12 protein-coding genes are annotated in these 17,135 nt (G+C 53.7%); 8 read left to right on the top strand and 4 right to left on the bottom strand.

Features of this window, described 5'->3' with window-relative positions; all coding sequences use genetic code 11:
* Positions 1 to 66: 66 nt before the first annotated feature.
* Entirely contained in the window at positions 67 to 945 is an 879-nt protein-coding gene (locus G6R38_RS13550) for an alpha/beta hydrolase (RefSeq protein WP_166826121.1), read from the bottom strand.
* Between the two features lie 557 nt (positions 946 to 1,502).
* Here G6R38_RS13550 and G6R38_RS13545 point away from each other — a divergent pair.
* Complete coding sequence (locus G6R38_RS13545; protein ID WP_166826118.1) at positions 1,503 to 3,347, top strand: vWA domain-containing protein; 1,845 nt, start codon at positions 1,503 to 1,505, stop codon at positions 3,345 to 3,347.
* A gap of 120 nt (positions 3,348 to 3,467) precedes the next feature.
* Positions 3,468 to 5,411 carry a vWA domain-containing protein gene (locus tag G6R38_RS13540; protein WP_166826115.1) on the top strand — a complete coding sequence of 648 codons (1,944 nt, stop codon included), beginning with the start codon at positions 3,468 to 3,470 and terminating at the stop codon, positions 5,409 to 5,411.
* Between the two features lie 63 nt (positions 5,412 to 5,474).
* Here G6R38_RS13540 and G6R38_RS13535 read toward each other — a convergent pair whose 3' ends face one another.
* Positions 5,475 to 6,521, bottom strand: a complete 1,047-nt coding sequence (locus tag G6R38_RS13535; protein ID WP_166826112.1) for a bile acid:sodium symporter family protein — start codon at positions 6,519 to 6,521, stop codon at positions 5,475 to 5,477.
* 646 nt (positions 6,522 to 7,167) lie between these two features.
* Here G6R38_RS13535 and G6R38_RS13530 point away from each other — a divergent pair.
* From G6R38_RS13530 to G6R38_RS13505, 6 genes are all read left to right on the top strand, one after another.
* Positions 7,168 to 8,007, top strand: a complete 840-nt coding sequence (locus tag G6R38_RS13530; protein ID WP_166826109.1) for a sigma-70 family RNA polymerase sigma factor — start codon at positions 7,168 to 7,170, stop codon at positions 8,005 to 8,007.
* Between the two features lie 104 nt (positions 8,008 to 8,111).
* Positions 8,112 to 8,723 (top strand): nitroreductase family protein, encoded by a 612-nt coding sequence (locus G6R38_RS13525; protein ID WP_166826700.1) that lies wholly within the window; start codon positions 8,112 to 8,114, stop codon positions 8,721 to 8,723.
* Between the two features lie 555 nt (positions 8,724 to 9,278).
* Complete coding sequence (locus G6R38_RS13520; protein WP_166826106.1) at positions 9,279 to 9,911, top strand: RNA polymerase sigma factor; 633 nt, start codon at positions 9,279 to 9,281, stop codon at positions 9,909 to 9,911.
* Complete coding sequence (locus G6R38_RS13515; RefSeq protein WP_166826103.1) at positions 9,908 to 13,270, top strand: protein kinase domain-containing protein; 3,363 nt, start codon at positions 9,908 to 9,910, stop codon at positions 13,268 to 13,270. Before G6R38_RS13520 ends, G6R38_RS13515 begins: the two co-directional genes overlap by 4 nt.
* 116 nt (positions 13,271 to 13,386) lie before the next feature.
* The gene (locus G6R38_RS13510) at positions 13,387 to 13,872 is read left to right on the top strand and encodes a hypothetical protein (RefSeq protein WP_166826100.1); all 486 of its coding nucleotides are present in this window, start codon (positions 13,387 to 13,389) and stop codon (positions 13,870 to 13,872) included.
* 148 nt (positions 13,873 to 14,020) lie between these two features.
* On the top strand, positions 14,021 to 15,157 hold the full coding sequence (locus tag G6R38_RS13505; protein WP_166826097.1) for a hypothetical protein: 1,137 nt from the start codon (positions 14,021 to 14,023) through the stop codon (positions 15,155 to 15,157).
* Between the two features lie 20 nt (positions 15,158 to 15,177).
* Here the strand turns inward: G6R38_RS13505 and G6R38_RS13500 are convergent, their stop codons facing one another.
* Entirely contained in the window at positions 15,178 to 15,912 is a 735-nt protein-coding gene (locus G6R38_RS13500) for a BON domain-containing protein (protein ID WP_166826094.1), read from the bottom strand.
* 238 nt (positions 15,913 to 16,150) lie between these two features.
* Positions 16,151 to 17,131, bottom strand: a complete 981-nt coding sequence (locus G6R38_RS13495; protein ID WP_166826091.1) for a hypothetical protein — start codon at positions 17,129 to 17,131, stop codon at positions 16,151 to 16,153.
* Positions 17,132 to 17,135: the final 4 nt, after the last annotated feature.

The raw sequence follows: 17,135 nt of genomic DNA, 5'->3' as shown, positions 1-17,135 counted from the left end.
ACACGGAGCCGGCTTATTTTATTGGGTGTCAGCGCAGCACGAGGCGATCGTTGCCAAGTTGACTCATCAGGCAGCCGACCGTGTGGTGACGTCGGCGTGGTTAAAACCCGTTGGCTTCCATCGTTCCTCCAACCATTGGGAAACGGTTCCCAAGATCAACTCCCATTCGGGTTCACTGTGAAGTTCATGGAAACAACCCGGAAACTTATGGAAGGTCCGATCGGTAGACGAGGTCCGTGGCAACCACTGTTCGGGGGCGTCCGGATCGACGATCCGATCTTCCCCCGCTTGCAGGATCAAGAACGGCTGTGTGATCTGGTTGGCTTGATCCCAGACGGTTCTCAATGCCGACTGGATCGCGAAAAACCAGCCAGCGGTGACGGAGCGATGGAGCAACACATCGGCTCGGCGATCGTCAACGACATCTTGACTGCGAGAAACGTCTTCATGCTGGATCGGTGTGCGGAACCGTGTTTTGGGCACTACCCAAGAGAGCACTCGACCAACGGCCTTCGTGTGAGGGGGAATCGGCACGCGGATTCCAAGCAACGGTGAACTCAAAATGAATGCTGGCACCAATTCGGGATCAGCTTGGGCCAAGCGTGCGGTGATTAATCCCCCCATGCTGTGTCCGATCCGAACACATTGATGAGGAGCAATTCCCAAATGCTCCTGAATGCGGCGTTGGTCGTTCAAGTACTGATCGAAATGTCGCAAATGCATCGGAACACCATCGGACAGACCGTGCCCCCGATGATCGTCAATGACGACATTCCAATTCCGTTTCAAGAACCAATCCACAACATGCCGGTATCGCGCACCGTGTTCGGCGGCTCCGTGGACCAGGAAAATCGTGCGATTTTGTGGAGTTTGAGGACGAGAGTAGTGCCGAACGAACAGGCGTCGTCCATCACCACTGGTCACCCATGCTTCAGTGTAACGCATGTAAAGCCTCCCAGGGGACAGGTGTTCCTCAGAAGAGAAGAACAAAGATCGGACATAAGTCGATCCCTGAGACATCGATCGCCGTATCAAAAGGCGTTGATCATTGATAATAACTAGTATCGGCCGGTCCATTGTTCTGCCGACGATGATTTCAGGTCCGCCCGAAACATTGATTGGCCCTGTCCGGAAATCATGCAGAAAAACCGAGTTTTTCTATTTCTAACCGATTCCGAGCAATTTTCGACGAACAGTATGCTGTTCTGCTGGGTAAGGTAGGTAGAAAAACTGTGGAAATATTGGAAATTGTGGACATTTTCATGGTGTTCTGGTACTCTATTTGTGACGAGGATATCTGTGCGCTGTCACGATGTCTGACAGGTTCTCAGTCGTCCTTACGCGGATGATGTAACCCAACCGATTCCTGCCCCAACAGTGTGATGTCCGATCTTCACACCATCCCAGCCAAACCTAAGGAGAATTCGGTGAGTCTTTCTGCTCCCAATCCTCAGACCAATTCAACGGCTGTATCAGATTCGAAATCTCAGTTTTCGAGTCTCATGGAACTGCCGTCGTGGGCAATTAGTTGCGTTTTGCACGTCGGTTTGTTGCTCTTCCTCTATTCGATCACGCTCTACATGCCTCAAGATGAGGAGACCGTGATCGATACCGCGATGAGTGATGAAGACGTCATGCCCGACGAATTCAGTTTCGATCCGACAATTACGGACCAGCTGGGCACTGACAGTCTGATGAACACACTCAGCCCGTCGCAAGCAGCGATGACGCAGGCAAATTCCGATCCGCAGGAGCAGTTGGAGAAGGAAATCGATCAGGAATTGGTCGACGTCCAACAACCGCAACTCGATGTGATGGCCTCGCCTCAGCAGACCGAGTTTGTGGATACCATTGATACGACCGGCGCGACCGACTACGTCGGCGGCGTGGAAGGATCGATGGATCGGTTGACCGCAGAAATTGCAGGCTCTCTCCGTGACCGTAAAACGCTGGTTGTATGGGTGTTCGATGCCTCACTCTCTCAGCAAGCGCGTCGTGACGAGATCGCGGATCGGTTTGAGAATGTCTATCAGCAACTCGGGCAACTCGATGTAGATTCCGGTCGGGCATTGCAAACCGCTGTGGTCAGTTTCGGAAGCAGCACCAACTTCATCACGCCCGAACCGGTCGACGATGTCGGTGAAATTGTAAAAGCCATTCGACAAATCAAGTCCGACGGCACGCCGACTGAGAACGTATTCGGTGCAGTGAACCAAGTCATCAACAAGTGGCGTTCCTACCGTACGAAACTCCGTCGCAACATGATGGTCATCGTTGTGACTGACGAACGCGGCGACGACTTCGAATACCTGGAACAAGCCGTGCAGACCGCCCGTCGCGTGGGTGTTCGCTGCTACTGTGTTGGCAATGCCGCTCCATTCGGACGGGAAAAAGGCTATGTCCTTTGGAAGTACGAAGACGGGGGCGAAGAGTATCTGCCAATCGAGGCAGGTCCCGAATCGGTTGCGATGGAACGGTTGCGGTTGGGTTTCTGGGGCGGTCGTGGACGTGACCTTGATCAGATGTCTTCTGGCTACGGTCCTTACGCGTTAACTCGTCTTTGTGCGGAAACCGGTGGGCTGTATTTGGTCGCCGAAGACAGTATCCGTGGCCCGCAGTTCGACTTCTCAGTGATGCGGAATTATACGCCTGATTATGGTCCAATTCGCGAGTACGAGAAAGAACTGGTCAGTAATGCCGCCAAGGGAGCTTTGGTAACGACTGCTCGAATGACCAACGCCGATCGCGTAGTGACGCCGCAACTGGTCTTCCGGGCCGATTCCGACACAGTACTTCGTCAGCAAGCAACCGCTGCTCAGGAACCTGCCGCTGTCTTCGACTTCAAACTACGACAGATGCAATCCATGTTGGAACGTGGTGAAAAAGACCGTGAGAAGATCGTGTCTCCACGTTGGCGAGCCGCCTATGACTTGGCAATGGGACGCGTGTTGGCCATGCGAGTGCGGGCCTATGGTTACAACGTTGTCCTGGCGGACATGAAATCCAGCCCCAAGAGCTTTGAGAAGAAAGGGAGCAATCACTGGCGATTGGTACCTGCAGCGGATGTTCTTGGTGGACCGAGTGTCAAGAAACTTGCCAAGAAGGCCAAAGAGTATCTTACCCGTGTTGTTGACGAGCACTCAGGCACGCCGTGGGCCGAACTCGCCGAACGCGAGTTGAGCCAAGAATTGGGTTGGGACTGGCAAGAGTTCGCCGTCGCCGTGGCATCGGCAAACCGAGGCGGAAACAACAATCCGAATCAGCTGCAATTGGCCGACGAAGAAGAGAAGAAGAAGGAAATGAAGAAGAAAGCCGCTCAGAAAAAACGGGTTCGTCCCGCGCTCTGAACGCTGTCTTTAAGTCATCAAACCCTCTGTCACGGAAATTTTGACGGAATCCACCTGAGAATATGAATGCTGCCCGCCACCGCAACGGATTTAGCGAGCGGAGCGGCCTAAGGGAATGCAATGTCCAAAGCTCCTAACGCCTCGACATTCTCATCCGTCGGCGTGTCGATCGTTTTTCACGGTATCCTGCTGTTTGGTTTATTTCTGATCAAACAGTCGCTTGACGAACAGCAGGAAGAAATTGTCGTGGAGTCCGTGCTGAATGAAGATCGAATCGAGGAGGAGTACACGCAAACCCTCGAACTTAATCCGACTCCGGCTGACAGCATGAACGTCGTTGCTGGCGGAGCCGTAACCGGGGCCGTTGGTGCGGCTGCCAGTCCGGTATCGGCGGCAACACAGAATGTTGAAATCGACAAGCTGCTGGAAGATCCCCAAGTCGAGGTGAATCCTGGCGACATTACCCGGCCTGGTGAGGGCGAAGTCGCGATGGACCTGGGCGAAGGGGAAGTCACTGGAGAGACTGGTGCGGTTGTCGAAGGCTACGGAGCGGCCTTGAGTCGATTGACCCAAGAGCTTGTGCGGATCATGCGAGATCAGCGAGTCCTCGTTGTCTGGCTGTTCGACCAATCGGACAGTATGAAAGACGACCAAAAGGAAATCGCAGCGAACTTCCATCAGGTGTATGAAGAGTTAGGGCTCGTTCAGAAAAAGGACGATAAAATCCGCGAGAAGGACGAAGTGCTTCACACCGTGATCGGGGCATTTGGACAAGGCGTCAACTACCTGACTCCCGAACCAACGACCGACGTCAAAAAGATTCGCGAAGCGATCAACAAAATTAAGATCGACGAAAGTGGTTTGGAGAATCTCTCCCAAGCCATGGTGCAAACGTTAGAAAAATACGGCCCACGTGCTGTCCGGCAGAAACGTCGTTTGATCGTCGTGGTCGTGTCTGATGAATCTGGCGACGATGGAATGGGCGTTGAAGAGGTCGTCGCACGAGCTAAGAAAATCAAAAGTCCAATCTACATTTTGGGACGCGAAGCGACGTTTGGATATCCGTATGCTCGGATTCGCTGGCAAGATCCGAAATACAACCTTTGGCATTGGTTGCGGATTCGACGTGGCCCGGAAACATCGTTTCCGGAATGCCTGCAATGGGACGGATTGCATCAACGATGGGATGCGTTCAAAAGTGGATTCGGTCCCTATGAACAGGTTCGGATTTGCAAAGAAACTGGTGGCATCTACTTCATTCTTCCCGGTGAAGAAGAGGACCTGACAGGCGCAGGCGCACAAGATAAGCGGAAATTCGATTTCCTCGATATGAAACGCTACACGCCACTGCTCTTGCCTCGTCGGGAATATGCGGCTGAACGGCAACGCAGCCCATTCCGCAAGACCATCTTTGACGTCATCGCTCGTTTGAATCCCAACAAAGACGCGGTGGACAAGGGGTTGCTCCCACTTTATGACCCGAACCTCAACATTCGAGAGCACTGGTATCCGCTGAACGTCGCTGAGTTCCGTCAGGAAGCTGCCAAAGAGGTTCAGAAAGCGGCTCGTGCGATGTCACTCTTGAATACCGGAATTGGACTTTTGGAGGGCGTCGAGAAGCTTCGCGACAAGGAAGATTCCGACCGCTGGCGGGCAGCCTACGACTTGGCTTACGCAGAATGCTTGGCCTACCGTGTGCGGCTGTTCCAATATCTGCTTGCGATGGATGCACATGCCAACAACATGCCGGAGCCCAAGAACAAGAAAGACAACCGGTGGAACGTTGGACGGACACCAAAGATGATTGTGGCAGATGAAGAGCAGTTCAAACGGCTGAAATCGGCTTTCAACTTGAAGATGGATCGGGACGAATACCTCAAGTACGTGGAAGATCAGGAAACGTTCGCCCGTGAGATGTACGCGAACGTCATTAAGAACCACCCAGGGACACCATGGGAACGACGGGCTCAGTATGAACTTAAACGTGGGTTCGGAATGCGTTTCTATAGTGTCTTCCGTGACCCGAACTACGATCGTCTGGATATCAAGTTGCCCAAACCGTAATCAAGCTTGCCTGGTAGTAACCTGAGGCAATGCAATTTGAATCTAAGGACCGATGTGGCCCAATCAGCTGGCCACATCGGTTTTATTTTTGGCCAAATAGCCGGCCACTGCGGTATCAATGAAGAGTTGCGACGCATGAAACATCAACATCGGGAAAACCGCAAACGGCACACCGACACCCTCACCAAGTAGATTCGGATTGCCAAGCATCGTCGGGTCGGTCGCGATCAACACTCCAATGGGAAGTGTCTTTTGACTAGCTGCGAAGAGAACCGCTTTCATATCGTCGCGTTTGAAACCGAATCCACGACTCACTGCCCAAGCTCCCACCATCGCGATGAGGTGCAGAGCAATACCGGACGCCAAAACCAGCAAAATCGCCCATGTTCCTGGTCCGGCTCCGTTACCGTTGAGCGATTGCCCACCACTGATCGACGCGAGAAGAATCAACGTCAGAATCAGCAACTGCGCGACGACTCCCAATTGCGTTTTGTTGCGTGTGGCCCATTCGCGTGGTGACTTAGCGGTTCGGCACAATTGACCAAGAAGGCAAGGCAACAATACGGATAAAGCCAGACGCCACATCATTGCAGCCGGATCAAGATCGATGGATTGTCCAATCAGGAAGGCAATCCAGAACGGTGTGACAAGAAAGCAAACTCCGTTCGTGAACATCGTGACCATCAGCGAGATTGCGTCGTTGCCGGCAGCTTTGCGAGTCCACACGGACGCAGCCGCCATCGTGCAGGGAACACTCGCAGAAATCGCAAGGCCGATCGCGAAGTCTGGTGTGAGCTGCATCTTGGACAACGGAAACGCGAGCAATGGCATCGCTGCGTAGTTGATCAGAACGGCAACGAGAACCGGAAACGGCGATCGGATCGCCTCCCCGAGTCGCCGACTTTCGAGACTAAACGACATCAGGAATAAAATTGTTGCAGTGGCGAGACGCGAATATGCGCTCATGAAACTGATGAGCCCTGCCGGCAATCCACTGGCGATTTCCTGCCAATCCGTCGGCGAGACGCGAACGCCCACCCCGAGTCCCAGCGGAATGACAATCAACAAGCTTGCTAAGAACCACTGTTTCCGAATGAACGCAACACTCATATCGACCTACGATCCTTTGCTTGCCTTGATGACACATGCTTTGTGAAAGTCCTCAACGACTCCGTCGCTGCCAGAGCATACCGCCGACTTTCGCTCGCAACTGTTGTAGTCGCTGATGATCCGAGGCACCAGCAACTTGATTCCTTCCGGACGTCGATTCGCACGATCCTCTCGTTCGAAGCTACGTATGAAATGTTCAAAGACGTAGACCAAAGAGACCTGGTCTTGCAGCACAACCGTCTTCGAGTTGCCCGTCTCACAAGGTGTATTCGCTGTGGTGTCGTCGATTTCTCGCTCGGGTGAGACTCTTCTTGGACATGCACGCAGGACGAAATCGCGTAATCGTTAAAACCGATATGGTCCCCCTACCTGCCCGGCCCTCCGGAAATTGCCTGGTTTGCGTGGTCTTTGTTTCCAGGGCGCGCGGAGTTTTCGTCGATGAATTGGGTAACGTCGCTTGACCTCATTCACGAGTCACACGGTCGTTCGCTTGGTGCTCGCACCGTCGCCGCTCGAATCATGAATTACTTTGACATGCGATAATGTTGTGCCTCAATCGGTCGTTCAACATCGACTTACCGAATTGAAACATCAGCACGGACTCGCTTTCGAATATCCCGCTCCTCAACACGAAGACCCACCTGTTATGCAGAAAACTTCGCGTCGTCGCTCTTCGTCGGCCGTTCAATCCCCGTTGGAAACTTACCTTCGGGAGATTAACGAAACGCCACTCCTGAGTGCCCGGGAAGAGAAGGAACTCTCCAGAGAAATTTCTAACGGGAACAAGGAAGCCCGTGACCGCATGGTTCGAGCGAACCTGCGGTTGGTCGTGAACATTGCCCGCGCATACACCGGGAAAGGATTGCCACTGCAAGATTTAATCGAAGAAGGAAACCTCGGGCTTCTGCGAGCGGTCGAAGGGTTCGACCCTACAATGAATACTCGCTTTAGCACCTACGCCAGCTATTGGATCAAACAGTCGATCAAGCGAGCCTTGGTGAATTCCGCGAAGACAATTCGCATTCCGGCGTATATGGTCGAACTGCTCACCAAATGGCGACGAGCGACTGCTCAACTGCAAGACAAAACCGGCCGCACACCGACGCCGGAAGAGGTCGCCAAGGTTCTTGGGTTGCCGAAGAAGAAGTTGAAAATCGTCAAGAAAGCGATTCAACTCTATAATTCGACGCCCCAGTCGGACAACCCGGAAAGTGGTTGGTCGCTGGGTGAGATGCTCGCCGACGACCGGGCGAAAGGGCCGGAATCGGAATTGATCGAGAGCGACAACATCAAGCATGTCTTCGAGATGCTGGACAACATGGATGAACGCGAAGCAACCATACTGCGAATGCGATTCGGACTGGATGACTCGGAACCACGGACTCTCAAAGAGATCGGCGAGACACTCGGTTTGACACGCGAGCGGGTTCGGCAGATCGAGAACGAGGCCCTCGGAAAACTGGCCAAAGGATTGGACGGTGAGTGAGACGTCTGTGTAAACTTGGTTGGCGAACAAGACCGGGGGCGGGTGAACTGCTCGCCCCCCGGAACGGTGAACTCGGAAATCAAATTACGCAGGGATGGAGCATTATGGACAAACCCGCTGAAACATCGTTTGAAGTTCACGAGTTCATTCGGGACCGCTGGAGTCCGCGGGGATTCGCCGACAAGTCGGTTGAGGATGCTCAGTTAGGAAGTTTGTTAGAGGCGGCACGGTGGGCGGCGTCTTCTTACAACGAGCAACCTTGGCAATTTTTCGTGGCAACCAAGCGGCAACCGATGGAGTACCAGAAACTTCTTGCCTGCCTCGTGGAATTCAATCAAAGCTGGGCTCAGACGGCCCCCGTGCTGTTGCTTTCCGTGGCGTCAACAAGGTTCGCGCGAAATGGCAAGCCGAACCAACATGCTTGGCACGATGTTGGTCTAGCGTCGGCAGGTTTGTGCATGCAGGCGACTTCCATGGGGTTGGTCTGTCATGGAATGGCGGGTTTCAACGCTGCCAAAGCGAGAACCGCTTTGCAAATCCCAGATGGTTATGAACCGGTCGCGGCTTGGGCTATCGGGTATCAGAGTGACGACCTGTCCGTATTGCCTGAGAATCTGCGTGAGCAAGAACAGCAACCCCGTGAGCGAAAACCTCTTTCGGATTTCGTTTTTACCGGAAGCTGGGGACAGTCAGCAGCTTTTTTGAAAAGCGATTGAGCCAAAGCCCGCCACCGAACTGCTGTGTCGTGCTGTCGTAGCATCGATCCCTGCAATGAGGGACGTAATCTCCAGTCGCAGAAGATGCGAAAAGTCGACTTTCAACGATGTTGACGACACATCCGACAGCCTGACGCACCTGTTCTTCGTTTGACGAAACAACATCGGTGACGGTCTTTGTCTCAATCACGTTATCCGGTGCACCATGTTTCGTGGGACACCGGGTCACGTCTGGGAAATAAGCAGTTTTTGTGCCGTTCAATAATTCATTGCACCATTCCCTTGTGGAAATCGTTAAACTTGACTGTGAGAATGGTTTGCAACAGTCGGATGACGTGAGGATCTCACGTAGCGTCCACAATGAGGGTTCGACAAATCGCTGTCAGATGCTCATTATTGATTCAAGACGGTCGACAATCGACCAACTTGCTTTAACAATATGTTGCAAACCTTCGGGCTATTGTGAACTTGGCTAGCAATTTGATCTGGTGCGTGGGTTCCTCGTTGAATTCGCTGTGGAACTTGTGATCTCCGGTGATAGGGAATGATGCGACTATGGCCGTTAGCACTCGCGAGTCGTTGTTGCTGAGATTAAAGCAGACGAATGCAGAAAGCGTTTGCAACCAGGAGGCGTGGGTGCAGTTTGTTGAGCTATATGGGCCGATTGTATACTCGAGATGTCTCCGTGCTGGCCTGCAATCCGTAGACTCACAGGGAGTCACCCAGGACGTATTCTTTCGAGTTTACAAAGCGATCGGACGTTTTGATTACGATCGCACACGTGGCCGGTTTCGAGACTGGTTGTATCGAATCACTCAGAACGAGATTTGCAGATTTATCACCCGAGGTCGCAAGAACGCCGACGCGGTTGGAGGTGGCTTGGCGGATCACTTGCTTGACCAGTCGACCGAGCATTCGGGGAGCGAGTGGAACGACGACGTCAATCAGCGAATCTACGAATTGGCCTCCGAGCGAGTGCGAGATGCCCTCCCCAATGACTGGTTGGTCTTCCAACAACTCTGGGAAGAATCGAAGTCTCCTGCCGAGGTTGCAAGCTGCTTTGGAAAAACACGTGCCTGGGTCTACCAGGTGAAATATCGCGTTGTGCGGCAGCTGGAAGCCGAAGTTGAGCGACTGTCCGAAGATCAATTTCCGTTTCAAGGTTTTTCGTCGAGAGAAAAATCGTGACGCGTGCTTGTCCGACCCGTGACGAATGGACGCTGTTCCTCAAACAATCTCCTCTGGAATCCGTCGATTTCGAACTTAGCAACCATTTAGAAGGTTGCCAAAGCTGTAGTGAGGTTGTCGAGGAACTCTGTGAGAATGACGCTCTTCGCGGTTACGCGGATCACCAATCGAGCCGGGTTCGGATTGCGAACAGTAGCGATTGGAGATTTGTTCGCACACGTCTCATTGCCGCTGGAAATACGTCGCTCTCCGATATTGACCTGGAGGAGGCAGTCTTCATTGAGGAAGAGCCGCCTGAATCGCTGGGACGTTTCCAACTAATTCGGAAACTCGGCGAAGGTGCGCATGGAGTTGTCTATCTCGCGAAAGACACCGTTATCAAGCGAACGGTCGCGTTGAAACTGCCTCGACATACCGCACTGACAGACCCTAATCGTCGTAATTCATTCGTCAAAGAAGCACAAGCCTCTGGGTCACTCCAGCATCCGAACATTGTTTCCATCCACGAAGCCGGCGAGATCGACGGTGTCTGTTATTTGGCGGCGGCATACGTTGACGGTCAAACATTGGCGGAGTGGCTTGAAAACGAAAAACACCCGATTCCTCCACGCACCGCGGCACAGATCATTGCCGTCTTGGCTGATGCCGTTCAACATGCTCACCAGTCGAATATCATTCATCGGGATCTCAAGCCGACCAATATTTTGATTGATACGAAAGTCCCATCCGCTGACCTCGCCTTCCGTCCGCAAATTACAGATTTCGGTCTGGCCAAAATCTTGGATGTCGAGGAACAAACGCGAACAGCGACCGGGGTGATCAAAGGAACGGTAGCCTACATGGCTCCTGAGCAGATTCAGCAAAAGGATGTCGGACCGCATACAGACATCTTTGCGCTGGGAACCATTCTCTATGAACTGTTGACTCGCCGAACACCATTTCAAAGCGACAGCCTTTCCCAAACGCTGAGAAGTGTTCTCGATGATCCGCCGACTCCCCCGAAACGCCTCGCCCCATCCGTTCCACGCGATCTGCAAGCGATTTGTCTGAAGTGCCTCGAAAAACGTCCGCAAGACCGATACGCCAGTGCGTCGGAATTGCGGGACGACTTGGTTCGGTACTGCAATGGCGAGGTTGTCACGGCGAACGCGACCAGTCCCATTGTGTCAGCCTGGCGTTGGGCAAAACGCAGACCGTCCTGGGCGGCCTTGCTTCTGACGGTCATCCTGGCATTGTCGGCTGGTGTACTGGGATTGAGTCTCCATGTTCGGCAACTGGCGAAAGTCAATACAAGTCTGAAAGTCGTCACCGGTGAATTGGCTGATGCCTTAAAAGAAGCGTCCGTTGCGCGAGCACAGGCTGAAGACAGTGAACAATCGGCTCGGCAGTTCGCTTTGCAATCGCAACGCATGTCATACTCATCGGATATGCAACTCGCTGCTCGTTCTTGGCGTGACGGCGAAATTCGGCAAGTTCGTAGTGTGCTTGATCGACACATCAGCCAGGGGACACAACCGGACCTGCGAGGGCTGGAATGGAACTATCTGGACTACGCCATCAGCCTTCCTTCAGATTTAGTGATGCAACTCAGTGCGTCAATTTACTGGATCACTTGGTCCCCGAATGAAGAGCAAGTCGCGATCTGTGGTTCCGATGGAATCGTTCGCATCATCAACGCTGAAACGTTCCAGGTCGAGCAGATTTTTGAGACCCAGCAAGGGGAACTCAATTGTGTTGTTTACTCGCCAGATGGTCAGTTCCTTGCATCATCCGGCGATGACGGGACGGTCAAAGTCTATGATCTCCAAGATGGATCGATTAAGACGCTGCAAGCGCATGACGGGCTGGCCTTCGGTCTCGTCTTCACACCCGATGGCGAATCGTTGTTCAGTTGCGGGACGGACTCGCGGATCGTCCGATGGAACACGAAAACCTGGAAATCTTCCCATACGTTCAAAGGTCACGTCGCACGCGTCGAAGCGATTGCGGTCTCTCCAAACGGCAGATGGCTTGCATCTTCTAGCTACGATCACAGAGTGGGAATTTGGGATCTTGAGACAAACGAAAACGTCGAACTTCTCCGCCCGATCCCGGCCCACCATATCTTCTCAGTGGCATTCTCGAGTGACAGTCGCTTCTTGGCCATCGGTTCTCGGTCCGGAAATTTCGAGATCCGAGACACAACCCGTTGGGAACGCCTCATACGGATGCCGACTGCGGATCCGGTTCAACGGGTCCAGTTCCTCCCGGACGGTTCGAAGCTTGTTACCGCAGATTCGGTCGGCGTTTTGAGATTGTGGGAGATGGGAACCGATGCTGACACCGGTGCCCCCAACCTGAGTCTCCTGCGTGCCTGGTGGAGCGAATCAGATCGCATTTACGCGACAGCACTGGGAAAACAGGGCCAAACTCTCTGGACAGGTAGCGAAGATGGAAAACTCAGAGTGTGGGATCTTTCGTCATCGCCGTTGCACCAGAACACGAATACGCCGGGAATCGACGTCGATTATGTTTCGATGATCGGCCCCGATGAGGCGTTGATTTCGAGCCGACAAAGCCTCTACCGTTGGAAACCGAGTCGGCCGAACGAATATCAGACCGTCGTTGAGGGCCGAGGACCATGGTTGAAGATTGCGGTATCTCGAAACAGAAAACATTACGCAGTCGGAAACTCCCAAGGAGAACTGTACATATGGAGGGACGGGCAAGAGTCGCCACACGTGCGGCCTTCTGAAAAATGGCCATTCGGATTTCCACGGGCATTCTCTCAGGATGGTAAACGCTTAGTGTTCACGGAATGCCCAACGACTCTTGATACTGGCCGAATGCACCTTCTGGACACTGGGACAGACGAATCGATATGGAGTTGTGAGAACGTCGGCCCTGGCAACGGTGTTTGCTTCTCTCCTAACGGGCAATATCTGATTTACTCAGTCGGACACCGTGTTTACGCTCGCGACCTTGAGACCGAAGAGAATATCGCCCTTGCCAATGTGCATACGCAGACGGTGCGTTGGATCGACTTCAGTCCGGACGACATCCATTTCGCAACCGCGAGTGAAGACGGCACGTGCTGCTTGTGGAACTCCAAAGACTTTCACCGAGTTCACAGATTCAGTACGCACGCCCATGCCATTCGGGGAGGACAATTTGGCCCCGACGGTCGCACGCTATCGACGATCGATGCTTTGGGAATTCTCAAGATGTATCAAGTCGAATCCGGGCAGGAACTGTTGGAATTAGATATCCAGCACCGAAATGGGGGAGGTCTCATCTCGACGAACAACGGCCAAGCTTTGCTGACGTACTGTATGAAACGCGACCGCTTGTGCGTTATTCCGTTTCGCTGGCCTCGATAACCTCCCAACTATTGACGAATTAACAGGTTTCAGCCGATCGGTATCGGTCTTGTTGGAAAATCCAGTCTACGGTAGGATTCGCCGCTCTCGTCAAGTCAAGTGGCCACAGTCGTGCTATGAACTACCGTGTCAAATCGATTGGAAAAACGTGTGCCGGGACGGGCAAACCGCTCGCGCCGGGATCGGTCTGCCATTCGATATTGATTGATGAAGACGGCGAAACAGTTCGTCGCGACTTTTCGGAAGAAGCCTGGGAAGGCCCTCCGGAAGATGCACTTGGCTATTGGCAATGCAAGGTGCCAGAGTCACAAGCCAAACGGCGACCGTTGGATACAGAATCACTGTTCGAGTTCTTCGAAGACTTGAACGAGGATTGCAATCACGCCCAGGAGAAGTTCCGATACGTGGTCGCATTAATGCTATTGCAGAAACGTCGGCTCCGGTTGGAAGGTTCTTCTGATGAAGACGGACCCGTGAAGTTGGAACTGTATGGGAGTCAGGGTGAGGGTCCTTTTTTTATGAAGGACTTGCAATTGCGACCCGAAGAAATTCAGGCGTTGGAAGATGAATTGACGAACCAGATTGAAGCCGACGAAGACTAACGCAGTTGACTTTTGATCGTCACGGTTTCTGTCGCGTCGAGGCCAGGAAACTAGGACGTTTCAAGCCTACCGCGGATACCGAAACCGTAAGACGGCCGCAGACGATCACAAGCGAATTCCGAACATAGTTGACAATGGAGAGGCATGGATGCACTCACCGATCAGAACGCCCCGATGGTGCGGCGCAAAAACTGGTTCGGGACGAATTCGTCGTCGGATTGTTGCGACGGTTGGTTGTGCCCTGCTGAGCGTCAACCTTTCGGGCTGCAATTGGTTGCCGACCCGTCAGGAGGTGCTCACGCCGATCCAGCCGAATCTCTCGCAAACGGATCTCATCGAGCATCTGAATGCCAACATTCGTCAACTTCACTCATGGAGTTGTCTCGATGCCCAAGTCTCAACCAAAACGCCGATGCTTCCGGTGAAGCTGTCTCTTTCGGCGATTATTGCCGTCGAGCGGCAACGAAACTTCCGCTTGCGAGCGTCGGTGCTGGGCAGCGAAGAAGCCGATTTCGGATCGAACGATGAACAGTTCTGGTTCTGGATTCGACGCGGCGACCCGTACCTGTTTACGGCTCGTCACGAGCATCTTCCCGCAGTTTCCGAACGGTTGCCGATTCCATTTCAGCCGGATTGGATCATGGAAGCGTTGGGCGTGCGAGAGATCGACCCCAGCAAAATCAAACTGCAACAGCCCGGACCTTCGCCGAATATCGTCAACTTCGTGCTCGAAGAATCGCTGGCGTCGGGTCAGAAAATTCGGCGAGAATTACAAGTCGATCGGAACTTGGGAATTGTCCTCGGACACAGTTTATATGACGGGGCGGCCAACCTTGTGGCGAAGGCATCGCTTAGCGATCATCGTCGTGAGCCATCTGGCGTGATCATGCCGCACCGTGTCGATCTGGAATTCCCGCTGACTCAGATGGAGCTGACGATTGAACTGAAAGAGATCAACGTCAATCCTTCACATCTGCCTGCATCCATGTGGGAGTTGCCCCACCTTCCGAACGTTCGTCAGTATGACATGGGCGAGCATCTGGCCCGCACGAATCCAACCTACTCCGGCGGTGGCGTTCAGCAAATGCAAGGTGAGCAATTTGCCGAAGCTCCTCCATTCGCCGTTCCGGACGCTCCCCTTGAGCGGCCACCATTCGCACAGCCGACCGATCCACCCGCCGCCGGGGCATCGCCATCGACTGGGCCGGGCTGGCAACCATCCGCGAACGCCCCGCAAGCCCGTCCGCCAGCGGATAGTCTAAGACTGCATATCCCCGCTCAATAGCCAAGACAGACAGCCTGCAGCTACTCGGACACGACCTTAAGTTCGTTCTTGATACTGCGAATCCCCGGTTCGAGTCGGGCTAATGCCGCCGCCAGCTTGCGGGAATTTTCGTCTGGGACCGTGCCCTTCAAGACAGCGGCTCTTCCCTCGCCAACCTCAATCGTAACGCTCTCCAAGCCCGGTCGTCGTGAACTGAGTGTGCGATATTGTCGCGTCACCGCCGTCCGAATGACCGTCGGGGCGGGCGGTTCGTAATCGAAGGCAATCTTCTGACGGGGACGAATCACTCGCTCGCGTGACGAACCGGTGTTGTTCCTGGGGGTGAAACGATTGGCGTTTCCACCACCGGGGAAGTTGAACACGGGCGTTTGAGCACCCACATTCTGCCCGGCGAGCCGATTTCCTACAAACGTCCCGTCCGTATTTCCACCACCGGTAAAACCCTGACCAACCGTGGAACCAAACCCGCTCAGCCCACCTTGCAGCCCGATGTTGTTTCCACCTGGGACATTCGTACCGCCTCCAACCGCCCCGGCTTGTGCGCCTGCTTGCCCACCAGCCACCGCTCCAGCAGCACCACCGCCACCAGCACCGAAACTTGAAGTCGCTCCACCAAACCCAGTTGCACCGCCGGTATTGGTCGTTCGGTTGGTCGAAGAACCGAACAATGATTGAGCCAAACACTGGTCCGCCATCAATCCAACTACGAAACAACTCGTGATGGCGAAAAACGGTAATCCGCTACGCAGCCGCATCTTGGTTCCTCCCAATTGATCTCAATCGTTCTGATCAATTGTAACCGCGTCTGGCGGAGTGCGGAGGAAAAATTGAAGCCTCTCTGGAAGATTCCCACGGATGGTGTCAGGATTGACACTCGCGTCTCGATCGAGAGGTATAGGCAAAAAAAAGAAGGCTTCCGGTTTATGCGGAAGCCTCATGCATTTCGGTTTGAATTTGCCCGTCGACTCGGGACCCGATCCGTATCGGAACGAACTATTCGAAGAGTTGGGATGCTTCGGTATAGCCAGAGTCGTCGGAGATTGGTCGGAAGTCACCATCGAAACGATGGCGAATCGGTTCCGGCGATGAATCCCCGGCATCATCCGTTCCCGGTGCGGCCGTCAGACGGAATCGTTTGGACCGCAACGGTTGCAATTGCGGCTTTGATGGCGTTTCGTCCTCGAACATCTGCGTCGCGGTCGTCTTCGTTGGTGTCTGAGGAAGTTGTCGCTGTTCGGAACGTTCCTTCTGGAGAGCATGAAGTTTCTCTTGGATCGCTGCCATTTCCTCTTCCGTAAATGGCATGGTTTTCGCCGAAGTCGCCGCCGACGGTTTGGCTTGATGGCTGGCCTGTTGCACAGCGGCTTCGTAATCTTCTCGACTCGGATTGATCGGAACCGTTGATTTCTTCATCGTGAACGAGTGCGGAACGGCATCGCGTTTCGGCACGTCTTTGGGCATCGGCCCCGGAAGAGTCACAGCAACCGACTCAGAGAATACCGGTGGCTTACCCTCTTGTTGGATCCGTACGCGAAGGGTGCAACGAGTTTGGTAAGGATTGTCCTTCGTGTAGGGAACGAACACGTTGTAGCTCGCACCGAGTGTGCCATCGGTGATGTGTGTATTCCAGGCTTCCGGTGTGAAGTCGAATTGATGAATCGGTTTCTTCCGTTCTTCGATTGTTCCGGTGTCGTCAAACAGGTAGATGCGGATGTTGCCATGAACCTTGACGGGTTCCGCCATAGTTCGGGTGAAGAACATGACCTGCCCTGCAAACCCGCGTGATGGCAAACCGTTGATCCCGGTTCCTTCTGCCGGTTGCCAAACGGAGACCACCTCCACCGCCGGATTTTCCGCTGTGGCCTCCGGGAATTCCCTCGGACCACCAAACCATTGGCGAACGGAACTTCCTCCACCACATCCGGAGACAGTCAGTAAGCCAACAAGCACGAAACATGCGAGTCGTGGACTCATAGCT

It is taken from the genome of Thalassoroseus pseudoceratinae, from assembly GCF_011634775.1.
Taxonomy (GTDB): Bacteria; Planctomycetota; Planctomycetia; order Planctomycetales; family Planctomycetaceae; genus Thalassoroseus; species Thalassoroseus pseudoceratinae.
Note: the sequence above shows the minus strand (reverse complement) of the source record. Positions and strands in the feature narration are given on the sequence as shown.